We start from the raw sequence: 15476 nt of genomic DNA, 5'->3' as shown, positions 1-15476 counted from the left end.
GAACGAAACAATGTACATTACTAAAGATTTGGCAGCGCGGATGGAAGCATGCATTAAGCAAAGTCATATTGAAGTTACGAAACAATATCCCCAGGGCAGGATACTGGAAATTAAGGGTGGAGCTGCTTGTTTCTCAGGTTTGGACTCTTTTTTATCGCAGGTAGTCGGGTGGGGGTTTGTAACGAAACCGAAACAATTTAAAGCTGAAATTGAACTCATAGAACAATTTTATCAGTCATTAGAACATGAGCGTATTGATATTGAGCTGTGTCCCTTCGTAGGAAATAATTTAGCTGTTTTTTTAAGCCAACGAGGTTATGGTATCACTGAATTAAATAATGTGTCGGCACTGGAGCTCAAGAGTCATAAAATAAAAGGGGATTTTGACGAGAAGTTTATCATAAAAGAGGTACAACAGGCTGAATTGGAAGAATGGGCCAAGAGAGTGGCTGCAGGTTTTGGCTATCCTGAGGCTCAGGAACAATTTTCTCATTATGCTCGGGCAAAAGGTATCGCCGCCTTTGCTGCTTTTGATCAGGATAAGATAGTTGCCGGTGCTACCCTTGCGATACATAACGATGTTTGTGATTTAGGTGTTACCAGTACCCTGCCGGCTTACAGAGGAAGAGGGTTGCAAAAAAAACTGCTGTGTACTCGCTTGGATTTTGCCAAACAACATGACCTGGCATTAGCAACAGTGACTACCGAGCCAGGCACTATTTCTGATCTTAATATTCAGAAGTCAGGTTTTCACTGCGCGTATACTCGAGTTAAGATGACTTTCGAGCCACTTAACCTTTAAAAGATTATAAGATTTTCCTTTTATGCAACAGAGCCATATAAATTCTGTTACATAAGTGATTTGGTTGTCGCTTGGCTTTAGGATTATGTTTTTACTTCAATGATGCAACATTGAAAGATAATTCGAAAAATAGTCTGCTAATCGAGAACATTGGCGCTCGAGCTGAATACGAGTTACAATTTCATACATTTTGCCTACCTTAGAATCCATAATTAATGACTAATAAAGTACCTGTAAAAAACGGCTATTTATATAAACGATTGCTCTGTTACGTAAAACCTTTCTGGCCAATACTTCTTTTGGGCATATTTGCCAATATGCTGTACTCGGGTATAGATGCAGGTTTTACTTACATGACAAGACCATTTTTAGATAAAGGGTTTATCAATCTGGACATGGCCTTTGTTAATAAAATTCCTCTTATCGTTTTAATAGGTATTACCCTTAGAGGGTTAGTGAGTTCTCTGGGAAGCTACAGCATGACTTGGGTGGCTCGTTCAGTAGTTAAAGTGCTAAGACAAAAGGTATTTGCTCATATTGTTCGTTTACCCGCAGATTTTTATGATGAAGCTACTTCAGGGCAGATGCTCTCGAAAATTCTCTACGATGTGGAACAAGTGGCTCAGGTAAGCGCTGACGCCTTAACCGATTTTGTTCAAAATGTTTGTTTGGTTATTGGTCTTATCACGGTAATGATGATAATCAGTTGGCAGTTGTCTCTGATGTTTCTACTGACTGTTCCTTTTGTCGGTTTAATAGTCAATTATACGAATAAACGAGTCAGACGTATCAGTCATAAAGTCCAAAAAACCATGGGTGAAGTTACTGAAATTGCCAGTGAAGCAATTGAAGGATATCGCGTGGTACGTATTTTTGGCGGGGAGCAATACGAAACAGGTAAATTTAACCAGGCGACCGAGCGTTCTCGTCATAATGACATGAAAGTTGCGGTGAGTGACGTAGTTAATGTCTCTGGAGTACAGTTCGTTATCGCTCTTGGAATTGCTATGATCGTTATGGTAGCTATAAAATTGTCGACCGTAATTGTGATCACTGCCGGCTCCTTTTTGGCGATTATTGCTGCAATGTTGCAATTGATCAAACCGATGAAGAGATTAACTACCTTGAATGTAACCATTCAAAGAGGGTTAGCTGGGGCAGAAAGTGTTTTTAATCTACTGGATATGCCTACAGAACAGGGGCAGGGCGTGGTTTTAACAAAAAAAACATCCGGTGAGATTAAATTTAAACACGTGTCTTATGCTTACAGACAGGGTAAAGCTGTATTGCATGATGTAAATTTTACCATAGATCCAGGTACCTCTGTTGCTTTAGTTGGGCATTCAGGAAGTGGTAAGACAACTTTAGCCAGTTTATTACCACGTTTCTATGAAGTGACTCAGGGGATGATTACTTTAGATGGCATGCCTATAAATCAGCTTGGTTTAGCCAGTCTGCGTGAGCAGATGGCGCTTGTTAGTCAAAATGTGACACTGTTTAATGATACTTTAGCGAATAATATCGCGTACGGTCGTTTTGATGTGACTCGTCAACAAATTATTACAGCGGCCAAATTAGCCTATGCTGACGAATTTATTCGCCAGTTACCTCAAGGATATGATACTCGCGTAGGTGAAAATGGAGTACTGTTATCAGGCGGACAACGGCAAAGACTGGCTATTGCTCGGGCTATATTAAAGGATGCTCCTATTCTTATCCTTGATGAGGCCACCTCTGCTCTTGATAGTGAGTCTGAGCAATACATACAGGCGGCTTTAGAGCAAGTGATGAAAAATAGAACTACTTTAGTGATTGCCCATCGTTTATCAACGATTAAACATGCACATAAGATTGTTGTAATGCAGCATGGACGCATTGTAGAGCAGGGTGGTCATCAAGAGTTGCTCGATTTAAATGGCCATTATACCCAGCTTTATAAAGTGCAGCAGTTAGGTTTAGTTCAAGAGGAAGCCGTAGTTTGATGCTCATAACTCCTGATAAATTATGGTACGGTAAGCACCCTTTGCAATGGGTACTCCTCCCATTGTCTTGGGGGTATCGATTTATTACTCGAGTCAGACGTTGGTATTTGCAACTTTTTTGCCAGATTAAATGTCCGGTTCCTCTTATTGTAGTTGGTAATTTGACTGTAGGTGGTGTTGGTAAAACCCCGTTGGTGATTGAGTTGGCAAAAAAAATGCAGCAAAAAGGTTTACGAGTGGGGATAGTCAGTCGCGGTTATGGTGCTAAAGTCAAAAACTATCCATATGAGATCAAACTAGATGATTCTGCAGATCAGGTAGGGGATGAGCCTCTTATGATCGCTCAAAAAACTCATTGCCCGGTAATTATCTCTCCTGCACGTAATAAGGCAGTCGACTATCTTTTAGAAAAACATCAAGTCCAGATAATTATCAGCGATGATGGATTGCAGCATTACAGAATGGGGCGAGCTATTGAAATTGCAGTAATTGATGGAATGAGGGGTTTAGGTAATGGCTTATGCTTACCGGCAGGACCTTTAAGAGAATCTGGTACGCGGTTAAAACAGGTGGATTTTATTATCGTTAACGAAGGGATTTGGGAAAATGCATATTCCATGAAACTAATACCTGGAAAAATTAAAAAAATATCTACTCAAGAGGAAATTAACCACGACTCCCTGGGTGCAACAATAGCTGCTGTTGCTGCTATTGGAAATCCTCAACGTTTTTATTCCACTTTGTCTCAATTAGGGATAGAATTCAATTCATACTCTTACCCTGATCATTATCAATTTAAATCCCATGATTTAAATTATATGGAGTCTATAGTTATCATGACGGAAAAGGATGCCGTGAAATGCCATTCCTTTAATTCCGACAGACTGTACTATTTACCAGTGGAGGCCCATTTGAATGATGCATTTTGGCAAGCACTGTGGTCACATCAACAGTTAAAAGGTTATTGCTACTATGATACTAATTAGAATGTGTTTTTTGTTTTATTTTATAATTCTATTTATTAGTACTGGTGTATTCGCAGCTGCTGATCAGGCGCTTCAGCTGACCGAGCCTACTGTAGGGAGTTGGACTTTCTCTGGTATGGTGACTAATGAAAGTGGCGAGCGATACGGTTATTTTTTTCAAATGCAGCGACAAGGTTCTGATTTTCATTCTAAAACAGCCCTGATTGATGGGCAAACGAACAAATTGGTATTATTTTATGAAGGCACAGAGAAAATAGATAATTCAACCCAACTCAATTGGCAGGTAGGACGTTCCTTTATTCGCTACAATCCAATTAATGACAGTTGGGTTTTTGGAGTAAAGGACGAAAACGAAAAAGGGTTTAATTTTAAAGTAGACATGTTAAAACAGGCAAATATTAATGCCCATGAGACTTCAATATTACGTCCTGGAGTAGAGTTACAAGCATTACAAACCAGTCGTTTAAATGGCCATGTACAAACTGGTGCGGGTAGTAAAGAGCAATTTGTTACTGGCAACAATGCCTGGTTTGGTAAGTTATGGTTTAGCAAAGATCAGAAATCCCCGCATGATATCAGTACCACATTTTGTCGTCTGAGCGATGATAACGGATTTTATTCTGCAAATCTTAAAGAGGCCGATGCTACCGGTGCTGCTGTCGCTGGCTGGCGGGATGCTTCAGGAAACAAAGTAAAAATGTCGCAATTCCTTTCTATAAAATCCATAGCTAAAGATCAATGTTTGCTGAGCTTGGGTTTACCCAAACTGAATTTGAAAGTACTAAATACTTTAAACGAAGTAGATAAGTCGCCTCTTTCAATTGCTGGTTTTTCAAAAGAAAATCCCAAGGGATTTTGTTTTGTTACAGAGCAATCGTTTGCCCAAATGGAAGAGCCAGCAGTGGAAGTCACTACTGCTGCTGTTGCCGAAGCGGCCTCAAGTTAACTAGTCTATAAGAGTCAAGGAGGCCACACTTGCTGGAACTTGGTTTTCAAAAAAAAAGTCATGTACCCACTAAAGACAGGAGATTTTCATGTTGTTGGAAAGGCGCTTCGAGAACTTTCAAAAAAAATACAATCAAATACTCAATGCTGATCAAAAACAATTTACTACATATGAAGAATTGAAATCTTTTATCTTTAGCAAAATTACATATCCCCCTAAAGAAGGAATGGGTTTTGAGTTTTATTTTGATACTCATAAAAAGAAATTAATTTTTAGTATTGCCGGAGGAATTCATAATGGGTGTGCCAGTGAAATTCTCTACTTTTTTAGAAACTATGATGATCAAGCGCTCTGGTATTTATATTCAGACTCAGGACAGACTATAAGGACATTCGAACTTAATATTGAAAAAGCAGGGGATAAGTTATTAGGTGATTTTGAAACATTTATAGCTAATCCACAGCCCCGGAAAATTCAGATACAAAGCTTTAGCCATAGTGATGGTAAAGATTATATCCCGCCAAAACACTATAAAAAACAACCTGAAATATCTAAAGATAACAATCCCCCTTCCAGTTTTAACACGCAAACTTTAATCAAATTTGCAGGCTTATTTGCGCTAGGTGCTGGTGCTTTAGTACTTGCAAATAAGTTCATCAAAAGCCCTGAACAAAATAATATTTTGACTTTATAATCAATAAATATAGAGTAGGACATAACGATTTTTATGGAACAATCTTGTCCATTAAGGCAAGCAGGAGGAATAAACCATCATCACGATAACGGGTCAGGGTTAAGCGTTAAGGCAGAGGATGCATCCTGAACATCTTTTTCCGGAAGAAATTGAGCGAGCATACTTGCCACAACCAAGGCTACAGGAATGATAAAAAGAGCTGCTTGATAATTTTCTAAAGTATAAACCCCAGGTGTAGTACTGAATAGATCCAGTAAATACCCGATAAGAGGTTGTAGGAGGGGCGCAGAAAGCATTGCCAGGGTATTAGTAAATCCAGTACAGGTAGATAAGGCCTCTGGTGGTGCTAACTCATTAGAGATGGAATAAGCCAACATATAAGCCCCACAACAAAGTCCAATAGTAAATAGCAAGAAACCAATTAATATCATATTGTGGGTGGGCAAGTACAAAGTGATGATAAATAGTACGGCAGTCGATAAACATGAAAAATGGATTAAGGGTTTACGTTTAGTCAGATGAATTGAGAGCTGTCCGAAAACTGGACAACTGAAGCCTGCTCCCAATAATATCATGGACGTTAGAATACTTGCCGCTTTCAGACTACAATCCAGCTTTAGCTGTATAAAGGGAACCGCCCACATGGCGCCAAAAACGGTAATAACAGAGAACTCTAAACAGACAAACAGTCCATTAACCCAGGCTAATCTATTTTTTAAAATTAAAATAAGCTGTCTTTTATAGTTAATAAGATTAGCATGCACTATAGGTCTATTACTGGGAATGTATTGCCAGCATATACAGGCAATTAATAGGCCTAATAAGCCTGCGCCAGCAATGAAGTAGCGCCAGCCAAAATGACCTATAAAGGAACCCATACCGATCATTCCAAATACAGTAAGGGTAAAACCTAAGGTTTCAGATAGTCCCACCATGAATGCATATTGTTTCAAAGGATAGTTTTGCCGCAGTACATGGGTCAGACCAACAAATGCAAAAGACGAACCAGCTCCGATAATCAAACGTCCCAGGAATAGGGCTAATACTGTCTGACCTGATGCAAATAGAAAACAACCTATCGCACATAGAGCAGCATTTACTGCTAATAAGGTACGTGCATTATAGCGATCAAAAAGTAGTCCTACTGGAATTTGTAACGAAGTATAAACATAGTAAAAAGCACTACTTAAAATACCTGCGCAAAGAGCTGATAGTCTTTGCTCATGCATAATAGCGCCAATAATAATCCCGGAAGATAATTGCAAAAAAAATTGGAATAGTAAAAAAGATACTCCGACCAGCCAGATGATGGTTCTTGACTTATGGGAAGTAGTTGTGTTTGTTAGTGCCATTCATTTCCTCAAAAAAAAGCGAATATATAGGACATTAAGGGTGGTGTAAATTTTTTTTAATTATTTTATAGAAAGTTTTCACTGAGTTGTAACAATAGATGATAGATTATAAATTAGCTCTAATAATAGATTATATCAATATTTCTTGGTGATTTATGAATTTAAGAGACTTAAACTATTTTGTCGTTTTAGCGGAGCATAGACACTTCGGTGAGGCGGCTAGACTCTGTTATGTTAGTCAACCTACTTTAAGTATGCAAATAAAAAAACTGGAAGAAACTCTAGGAGTAATTCTGTTCGAACGGACTAACAAGCAAGTTTTTTTGACTGCTGCAGGTCATGAATTGTTATTTAAAGCAAAAAAAATACTGATCCTTTGTGATGAGATGAAGGCAATGGCTCAAAATTTACAGGATCCTTTTGCCGGTGATTTACATTTAGGAGTTATTCCTACGGTCGCACCTTATTTACTACCTAAAGTGATGCCCCTCATCAACACCAATTTTCCTAATTTAAAGGTATGGTTAATTGAAGAGCAAACCGAACGGTTAGTAAGTAAGTTAGAAGGTGGAGAGATTGATGCTGCAATAATGGCTCAGCCTATTGCAGGTAAGTTTATTTATCAAAATTTGTTTGAAGAAGCCTTTTACTTTACCTGTGCCAATAATCATCCCTTAGCCCAATCCAGCAGCATAGCGATTAGTGATTTAACTAATCAGCAAGTGATGCTTTTAGCTGAGGGACATTGTTTACGTGATCAAGCTATGGCTGTCTGTCAAATGGCTAAAATGAATGAAGTTGCTGATTTTACGGCTACCAGTTTAGAAACATTAAGATTAATGGTACAAGCAGGAATTGGAGTGACTTTGTTACCAGCATTGGCCGTGGGGACGGAGACTTCGACTTTACTAAAATGCATTCCTTTTGAAGAGCCAGTTCCTACTCGGAGTCTAGCTTTATTCTGGCGATCCGGAACGCCAAAGAATCACTGCCTTCATGCTCTTGCTGATCTTATAACTCAGTTAATAACACCTGAATTGAAGTCAGTCCTAAGCTAATTTATGGACTTTGACTAACATGCCTACCTGAGGGTGATCGAGAAAATAAACCAAGCCGCTTTTTAATCGCTGTTTTTGTGATACAAAAAAAGAGGATTGAGGATTATCAGGATGGGATAACTGTAAATCCGTATCGAACAAATAGTAGTTGCTTTGGCGTACCCGCACGGTACCTTGCATTTGCCATCCATCGTGTTTGATATCAGGTAAAACTACACTTTGTTGATTATTAGCCGGCTGTTTCCATGAATAGTGGCCAAGAACCTTATAATGGGACTTACGACTGAGTATGTAATATTCATCACGTAATCCTGATTTTGAAGGGGAAAGTAATCCATAGGGCTTGGTTGAATCGCTGTTAAGTTTAGTTGCATTGATACTGATTGGAATCAAAAGGGAGTTCATGGGTAAGTTACTGTTATTTTCGCCACCCTGTGGGTAGGCAAAAATAATCAAGTCAACTTGAAAGTTTGATTTGGCTAGAGTGAAGCAGGAGTATAACACACTGATTGTTAATATAAATAATCTTAACATGGTTTCTTCTTTTTTATTTTTTTGTATTATAACCATGTAGTGAAAATAATACATAGAAGAAAATAGAATAGTGATCTAAATAGTCAGCGAAAGCCCAGTATGCCTCAAGATATCTTTCGATATTAACTGCTGGGCTTTTGCTGACCTGTTACTAAACTCGACTATTCAACAACAATTTTAGGAAACTTATCTGCATAGTTGATTGGTTTTTTTGCCAGTTCAACAGCTGAACGCATCGCGGTTTTGATAAAGGCATCCGTTAACTCATCTTGTGGTTGGGTGGCGGTAGGTATACCTTCGTCACATTGTTGGCGAATACGACTGTCTAGAGGCAATCGTCCTAATAAAATACTGTGGTGGGCCTCGCAGAGAGCTGTTGCTCCTCCCTCCCCAAATATTGCCTCTTGATGACCGCATTCGCTGCAAATGTGGGTGGACATATTTTCAATGATTCCCAAAACATCAATTCCTGTTTTAGCAAACATGGTAATCGCTTTTTGGGCATCCAGGGTAGCTACATTTTGTGGCGTAGTAACAACTATGGCTGCCGTAAGAGGAATTTTTTGAACTAAAGTAAGTTGAATATCTCCAGTTCCGGGAGGTAAGTCGATAAAAAGATAATCCAATTCATCCCAAAGGGTGATATCCAACATTTGGATTAACGATTTGGCAAGCATCGGACCTCGCCAAATAAGTGTTTGATCATTGCCTGTAAGATAACCAATCGACATCGCCTGTATCCCATGGGCTTGAACCGGCAAATAAAAATCACCACTGACTTGGACAGATTCAGTCTTGCCTAACATTAATGGCATACTAGGTCCATAAATATCCGCGTCAAGAATACCAACTCGAGCACCTAATCGAGCCAAGGCGGTTGCAAGGTTAACAGTTACAGTAGATTTTCCTACTCCCCCTTTGCCAGAGGCAACTGCAATGGTATTTTTGACTCCTCGCAAACCTTTACCTGCTAATTGTGTTTTATGAGCTCTAATAAACTGATTAATCCGGATAGTAATCCGTTGATTGGGAAATTGATTTTGTAAACTGGCTAAAGCCAAAGTCTTAAAATTTTTTTCTAATAAACTACTGGGAAACCCCGATGTCAGATTAACCAGAAGCTCACCAGGTTTGGGCTCCAGGTGGTATTGTAAATTCATCTCCTTACCACATAATCCTAGAAAAGGGTCCTTTAATGAGTCCAAAAGGTTTGCTACCGTATGTTCCACAGTCATTTGATTAACCTTGTTAATTGAAAAAGTGCATGATAACGCAGGAATTAATTAATCACTAGCCAATTGGTACTGGTTGATAGTGCCAGCTCACCCAATGGCCGCTATTCAGATAATACAGGCCGCAATGAATGGGAAGGTTGGTTCGGCTTGATAAATAATACCCGTACTCGTTTAATTGTTTTTGATGTTGCGTTGAGGCAATTCCGGCTTCTGTTCCCGTTTTAAAATCAATAATCCAGAGCTTTCCATTATCTTCAAATGTACGGTCGATGATGCGAGTGACTAAGGTATCTTGCGCTTCTACCAGTAACTCATATTCATTTTGCTCATTATGATGCCTGGAAATAATCCATGCCCCAGTTTTATTATGAAACATTAGGGTTATCTGATCTTGCAATGTAGATAAGGCGCTTTGTTGCATCTCTTTATCAAAACCTAGTTTTTTAAATTCATCACGTGCCAGATTCCAGGGTATTTGCTCTATAGATTTGGGATGACGCTCGCAAATCCATTGTAAAAATTGATGAGATACTATACCCGTCAATCGAGGAATACCTGCTGATAAATCAGGTGGAGGGGCATTTAAAGGGGTAATTGAAGTTAGCTTGTTGTGGCTGTAGAAAACCAGAGGAAGTGTAGTTAGTGTGGGTAGAGAAAGAGTTGCATTTTCTGGAGCTGCTGTATGTTCAATATCAAGGAATTCCTGATTTTTTAACAGGCTATGAAAAGATCTTTTGGATGATTTTGAAGAGCTGGCTGTTAAATACAGTCGAGATTTTGCACGAGTAGCTGCAACGTAAAGCAACCTTTGCGACTCATAATTGTTTTTTTCGTCATCTAATTGGCTTAAGTAATCATATAAAACACAGTGATCTTGATGTGCTGCCTGAATGGGGGATACGAGTGCCAGATTTCCATGGTTTGGGGTGGCTATGTTAAGCCATCGCAACATGGGATTTTCTCCTCGGTTGGGCTGTGCTCCTAATCCAGGAAGAAAAACAGTATCAAATTCTAATCCTTTGGATTTATGAATGGTCATTATATGTAGACGGGATGGAGTCGTTTGTTGGGAGTAGAGCTTATTGAATTCGTTAAGGAATTGGCAGGTATCAGGTAAACGACCTTCTTGTTCGTATCGGTCTAATAATGTCCATAGTTGATCTAAATCATTTAATTGACTTTGGTTTAATATCTTTTCAACATGAAGTTCTTTTAGGGTCTGTACTACCCAATCGGATAATCGACCGTGATATCTTTGTGAAAGTGCTTGCTGCATCACTTGAATAAAGAAGCCAGCGCGAATACGACCCTCCTCGCTTAAGAACTGAATTTTATCCAGTTGTAATAAAATGTGATGAATGGATTTATTTTTATTAAATTGAGCAATATAGAGAATATCATTTAAGGACAGGCCACAATAAGGGCTGCGAAGCATCGCCAACCACGACAGTCTGTTGCCTGGGAATAACAGAGCGTGAGTCAAGGACCAAACGTCACGCAAATGCTCCAAATTTGCTAATAAATCAATATCAGTACCTTGATAAGGAATCTGATATTGTCTCAGCAAATTAATAATTTCAGTCAGGTGTGTTCTTGAACGTACTAAAATAGCCAAAGTCTGATCAGGATTAATTTTTAACTCATTCTCAATTAATTTAATCAGGGTTTCAGCCTCTTGCTTCTTATCTTTAAATTGCAGGGCTTGAATGGCGCTTCGTTCTTTATCTTTGATTACATTTATAGATGGATGGAATGAGACGGCCCCAGACTCTATGTCTACTTTCTGTGGAAATATTTTAGAAAAATGGTTATTTACCCAATCAACAATGGTTTCTGAGGAACGAAAATTACAACGCAGTTCGAGCGATTGAAGTCGCACGGGTCCAATTCCATTTTCTTTCGCGCGAAAAAACAAACCTACTTCTGCTTGTCTGAAGCGGTAGATGGATTGCATGGGATCACCAACTACAAACATAGTTTTTCCATCATCGGCTTGCCAACCCTGAACCAGTTTTGTCAACAATTCAAATTGCGTAATTGAGGTATCCTGAAATTCATCAACTAACAAATGATGGATTGCATTATCCAGATATAAAGCAAGATCAGTCGGGTTATCTGCGTCACCCAACGCAGTCAATGCCTGTTGTGAAATAGCTGTGAAATCAACTTCATTATGCTCACTGAAAAAAACGTGCAAATGACTCACAAGAAGAGGGAGCAAGACAAACAGAGCTTGAAGCACGTCCCATTGCTCCTTGTCATATTCTGGCTTGGGCAGCTTGCTCACTTGTATTAAAGAATTAAGAAAATCAGGATGATCTTTTAATTGAGTTAATAACTCCTTACTTGCTGTTTTAAGTCTGCGGTATTCAGCATCTGTGCATACCCCTTGTTTTAAGCCGACATGATGATCAAAACTTTTTCGAAAACCCTTGTCACCTACGAGCAACGTTTGGCTTAATGCTGCGGAAATCTCTTGATTAATTTGTTGGAAGTCATGCCAGTCTTTTAATAAATATCGTGGTGAATTCGGATTATTTTCTATACTGGCCAACTCGCGTGTTAACTGGGTTACTTCTGACGCTAACTGGGGCGGAAGACTATTTTTACATCGAGCTAATTCATGCTGCTCTATGAGACGTAAAGCGTGTTCAAATGTTGATTTATTTTGAGCTCTTGCTTGAAATAGAGGCGATAACCACTGATCTCTTTGAGATAAAAGGGTTTTGAATAAATTCAGTAAGCGATCCTGTTTATTGTCTACATGCAGCAGTAGCGCTTTTATTGCCGACTGGTATTCTGGTGTTTCGGTAGCAAACTGGATACAGCGTCGAGCAGCATCAAGGTAATGACTTTCCGGGTTGTCAGTAACTCGAGGGTAGGCTATTTGTTTTTCTAATAATGGAATGGAATGATTAATACTCTGACATAATGAGTCTATGGTTATAACTTTTAACCTATTCGGCTGTTGGAGCAAATCCCATTGATACTGGTGACTACGACTTAATGCATGTTTTGCAAAATCCAGAGTCATTTGTTGATGAGGGCTGGTAGCGCTGAGGTTAGAAGCTGCCTGTTGTAGGGCTAATACGATACGTTCACGCATTTCACTGGCTGCTTTACGAGTAAACGTTAAAGCAATAATCTGTTCTGGAGCAGTGACGGTACTTAATAAACGCAAAAAGCGTTGGGTCAGAATTTCAGTTTTCCCTGACCCCGCAGGAGCTTGTACTATAAACGATAAACCAGGGTTAGTGGCTTTGCTCCTCTGATCGCTATCTAGCAGGCTCATGCGATTTATTCCAAAACAATTTCTTGAGCGGGAGGTCTTAAATTGTAATGAGAACTCATGCAATAACCATAAGCTCCTGTATTGGCAATTAACAAGACATCACCTTCTTTGGTGACTGGTAGTAACCGGTCGTAGCCAAGGGTATCTCCTGATTCACAAATTGGGCCAACTATGTGGGAAAATCCTGCTTTTTCTTCATGGAGGCGACTTAAATTAACAATTTCATGATAAGCGCCATAGAGAGATGGTCTGATTAAAGAGTTCATTCCAGTTTCAATACCTATAAATTTTACTTTTCCTTTTTCTTTACATTGCGTCACTTTGGCAAGAATGACACCGCTTTCTGCCACAAAAAAACGGCCTGGCTCAAGCCAGATTTGCAATTGAGGGTAACGCGACTTTACCGCAAGCAAGGATGCATCCAATGCGGCGAAATCCAAGGGGTGCTGTCCGGGTTTTTCAACAATACCCAAGCCTCCTCCCAAGTTAATGGAGCGTACTTCAGGAAATTGCTCGGTTAGTGAAGCTAACATTAAAGCGGTTTGTTGCCATAACTCAGGAGTGAGAATGCCACTTCCTGAATGCGCATGTAATCCAATTACCCGGATGTTATGCTTCTTGGTCAATGTCAGGATTTTGCCTACATCATTCTGAGTAATACCGAATTTCGACTCGTTACCTCCTGTAGAGACATGTTTATGATGACCAGCTCCAGAACCCGGATCAATACGTACGATGACCTCCTGACTTTTAAATAACTCAGGCCAATTTTCCAAGGGATATAAACTGTCTATGGTGACAAAATATCCTTTGGATACAGCACGTTCATATTCGGATTTTGGGGCAAAATTGGGGGTAAACAAAATTCGTTCTTTATTGATTTTGGGAAAGAGTTCTAATACTAAATCCAACTCCTGAATAGAGACGCATTCAAAGCCAACCCCTTCCTTTTCTAAAGTTTTTAGGATGGAAACATGAGGATTTGCTTTAATTGCATAAAATAAATTATCTACAGATTGTAATTCCAATAATTGCTTTGCTCTACTTGCCTGAGTTGGGCTATGGTAAACATAGCAAGGCGAATAAAGAGCACTGGTCGCTAGTAAACGCTCTCGCTCGGTCTCCCACCATGGAATATTACGTTTATTAGGTTTACCAAACTCTTCATGCCAACTTTTAGAATAATAAAAAATTTGCGGGTTACTTTCGATAAGTAAATGATGCAGTTTTTGACATAATTTATCAGCATGCGATTCATCAACCACAAAAGTCAGGTTTAGGTCATTGGATGCCAGCGACATTAAATAAATTTGCTTGGCTTCAAATATCTCCAGCGCTGGGCCGAGATGTGGTAAAACTGTTCTGATATGATGTCCAACAAGACTCACAGCGCTGCATGGCTCAATTAGTTTTGCTCTTCCAAATTGATTTAATTCAGCCAAAAGAATATTGATTGCGGGCCTGTCATAAAATTTTGCATTAGTATCTAATGACAAGGTGACATTAAATTCAGAGGAAGATAATAAGTCTACTGAAAAGCCATGTTTTTTAAATGCAGAAAATACATCAGCCAGAAATCCTACTTGCTGCCACATATTAAGTGTATCAATTGATATCAATAAGATACTGTGCTTTACCTGAATGGATTTAATCAAAGGGGAGGATTCATCTGTATCTTTTGTAATGAGTGTTCCTGAATGCTGGGGCATGTGAGTATATTTAACCGTCATTGGAATATTGGCTCTCCTGACGGGGGGAATGCAATTGGGATGCAGAACCTTGGCACCCATAGAGGCAATTTCCTGAGCTTCATCGTAGTTTAGTTGTTTTAGCAAGCGGGCATGGGGAAGTTGATGCGGATTTGCAGTATAAATTCCAGGCACATCAGTCCAAATTTCACATGAGGAAGCTTGCAGTTTGGCAGCAAGGAGGGCTGCCGAAGTATCCGATCCACCTCTTCCTAACAAGACAGTTTCACCATGAGCGTTAGCAGCAATAAAACCTTGAGTAATTATCGCCTGAGCTCCTGAAGCCAAAAATTTTGCTGCTAATTGGGGATCATATTCATGGTCACAACGGGCAGAGAGGAAATTAACTGTTTCACCACCAAGAGTAGGGGTGCTTGTTAATATTTCGCGAGCATCATGCCATTGAGTATGAATTCCCTGGTTTCCAAGGAAAGCCTGGCCAAGGCGTGTCATCATCAGTTCGCCCAGGCTTAAAATTTGAGCATGTGTTTTGGCTGGAGCCTGTTTTAATAAAGCGATACCTGTTAGCCATTGTTGTAACTGATGGAGATCTGCAGCAACCAACTCAGGATTCACCTCAAGCTCGTCTGCAAGGTTCAAGTGACTGTTACGAATCTCGGTATATATGCTAAGGTGTTCATCTATAAGAGCGGCTTCTATAGCCTTTTCGAGCTTATTAGAAATTTGAGTCAACGCAGAACACACAATGACAGGCTGTACTCCAGACTTTATATGTTTTTTAGTAATAGCTGCAATATTATTCCATGTGTTTCTGCTTGAAACACTGGTTCCACCAAATTTCGTAATGATTTGTTGCATAGTAAGATTCCGCACAAAATTAATGCAC

The 15476-nt window shown here is 39.5% G+C and carries 11 protein-coding genes; 6 read left to right on the top strand and 5 right to left on the bottom strand.

The genetic code is table 11. The features are described from left to right. Positions 1–10: 10 nt before the first annotated feature. The 5 genes from HRS36_RS12465 to HRS36_RS12445 all read left to right on the top strand — a co-directional run bounded on the left by HRS36_RS12465 (position 11) and on the right by HRS36_RS12445 (position 5410). On the top strand, positions 11–802 hold the full coding sequence (locus HRS36_RS12465) for a GNAT family N-acetyltransferase (protein ID WP_173237554.1): 792 nt from the start codon (positions 11–13) through the stop codon (positions 800–802). Positions 803–1017: 215 nt separating this feature from the next. Then, on the top strand, positions 1018–2784 hold the full coding sequence (msbA, locus tag HRS36_RS12460) for a lipid A export permease/ATP-binding protein MsbA (RefSeq protein ID WP_173237553.1): 1767 nt from the start codon (positions 1018–1020) through the stop codon (positions 2782–2784). After that, on the top strand, positions 2784–3770 hold the full coding sequence (gene lpxK / locus HRS36_RS12455; RefSeq protein WP_173238522.1) for a tetraacyldisaccharide 4'-kinase: 987 nt from the start codon (positions 2784–2786) through the stop codon (positions 3768–3770). The genes msbA and lpxK overlap by 1 nt, the downstream gene beginning before the upstream one ends. Then, complete coding sequence (locus HRS36_RS12450) at positions 3757–4716, top strand: hypothetical protein (RefSeq protein WP_173237552.1); 960 nt, start codon at positions 3757–3759, stop codon at positions 4714–4716. Before lpxK ends, HRS36_RS12450 begins: the two co-directional genes overlap by 14 nt. Positions 4717–4804: 88 nt before the next feature. Then, a complete protein-coding gene (locus tag HRS36_RS12445; protein ID WP_173237551.1) occupies positions 4805–5410 on the top strand; it encodes a hypothetical protein in 606 nt (201 codons plus the stop codon). Positions 5411–5490: 80 nt separating this feature from the next. Here HRS36_RS12445 and HRS36_RS12440 read toward each other — a convergent pair whose 3' ends face one another. Then, positions 5491–6762: an MFS transporter gene (locus HRS36_RS12440; RefSeq protein WP_173237550.1), complete on the bottom strand. Its 1272-nt coding sequence runs from the start codon at positions 6760–6762 to the stop codon at positions 5491–5493. Positions 6763–6917: 155 nt separating this feature from the next. On the opposite strand from HRS36_RS12440, the gene HRS36_RS12435 reads away from it, so the two are divergent. Continuing rightward, on the top strand, positions 6918–7820 hold the full coding sequence (locus HRS36_RS12435; protein ID WP_173237549.1) for a LysR substrate-binding domain-containing protein: 903 nt from the start codon (positions 6918–6920) through the stop codon (positions 7818–7820). Here HRS36_RS12435 and HRS36_RS12430 read toward each other — a convergent pair. The 4 genes from HRS36_RS12430 to HRS36_RS12415 form a co-directional block, all read right to left on the bottom strand. After that, entirely contained in the window at positions 7812–8354 is a 543-nt protein-coding gene (locus HRS36_RS12430; protein ID WP_173237548.1) for a CsiV family protein, read from the bottom strand. The genes HRS36_RS12435 and HRS36_RS12430 overlap by 9 nt on opposite strands. Before the next feature lie 161 nt (positions 8355–8515). After that, a complete protein-coding gene (gene apbC, locus HRS36_RS12425) occupies positions 8516–9589 on the bottom strand; it encodes an iron-sulfur cluster carrier protein ApbC (protein ID WP_173237547.1) in 1074 nt (357 codons plus the stop codon). A 55-nt stretch (positions 9590–9644) separates the two neighbouring features. After that, entirely contained in the window at positions 9645–12881 is a 3237-nt protein-coding gene (locus HRS36_RS12420; protein WP_173237546.1) for a UvrD-helicase domain-containing protein, read from the bottom strand. A gap of 5 nt (positions 12882–12886) precedes the next feature. Beyond that, a complete protein-coding gene (locus HRS36_RS12415; protein ID WP_173237545.1) occupies positions 12887–15448 on the bottom strand; it encodes a bifunctional aspartate kinase/diaminopimelate decarboxylase in 2562 nt (853 codons plus the stop codon). Between the last annotated feature and the right edge of the window lie 28 nt (positions 15449–15476).

It is taken from the genome of Legionella antarctica (genome assembly GCF_011764505.1).
GTDB lineage: Bacteria > Pseudomonadota > Gammaproteobacteria > Legionellales > Legionellaceae > Legionella > Legionella antarctica.
This window is presented reverse-complemented; position numbering and strand designations above follow the sequence as displayed.

Coding starts and splice junctions, on each gene's coding strand:
- HRS36_RS12445 (WP_173237551.1), top strand. CDS start 4,805: ATGTTGTTGGAAAGGCGCTTCGAGAACTTTCAAAAAAAATACAATCAA.
- HRS36_RS12465 (WP_173237554.1), top strand. CDS start 11: ATGTACATTACTAAAGATTTGGCAGCGCGGATGGAAGCATGCATTAAG.
- HRS36_RS12450 (WP_173237552.1), top strand. CDS start 3,757: ATGATACTAATTAGAATGTGTTTTTTGTTTTATTTTATAATTCTATTT.
- HRS36_RS12435 (WP_173237549.1), top strand. CDS start 6,918: ATGAATTTAAGAGACTTAAACTATTTTGTCGTTTTAGCGGAGCATAGA.
- HRS36_RS12430 (WP_173237548.1), bottom strand. CDS start 8,354: ATGTTAAGATTATTTATATTAACAATCAGTGTGTTATACTCCTGCTTC.
- lpxK (WP_173238522.1), top strand. CDS start 2,784: ATGCTCATAACTCCTGATAAATTATGGTACGGTAAGCACCCTTTGCAA.
- apbC (WP_173237547.1), bottom strand. CDS start 9,589: ATGACTGTGGAACATACGGTAGCAAACCTTTTGGACTCATTAAAGGAC.
- HRS36_RS12440 (WP_173237550.1), bottom strand. CDS start 6,762: ATGGCACTAACAAACACAACTACTTCCCATAAGTCAAGAACCATCATC.
- msbA (WP_173237553.1), top strand. CDS start 1,018: ATGACTAATAAAGTACCTGTAAAAAACGGCTATTTATATAAACGATTG.
- HRS36_RS12420 (WP_173237546.1), bottom strand. CDS start 12,881: ATGAGCCTGCTAGATAGCGATCAGAGGAGCAAAGCCACTAACCCTGGT.
- HRS36_RS12415 (WP_173237545.1), bottom strand. CDS start 15,448: ATGCAACAAATCATTACGAAATTTGGTGGAACCAGTGTTTCAAGCAGA.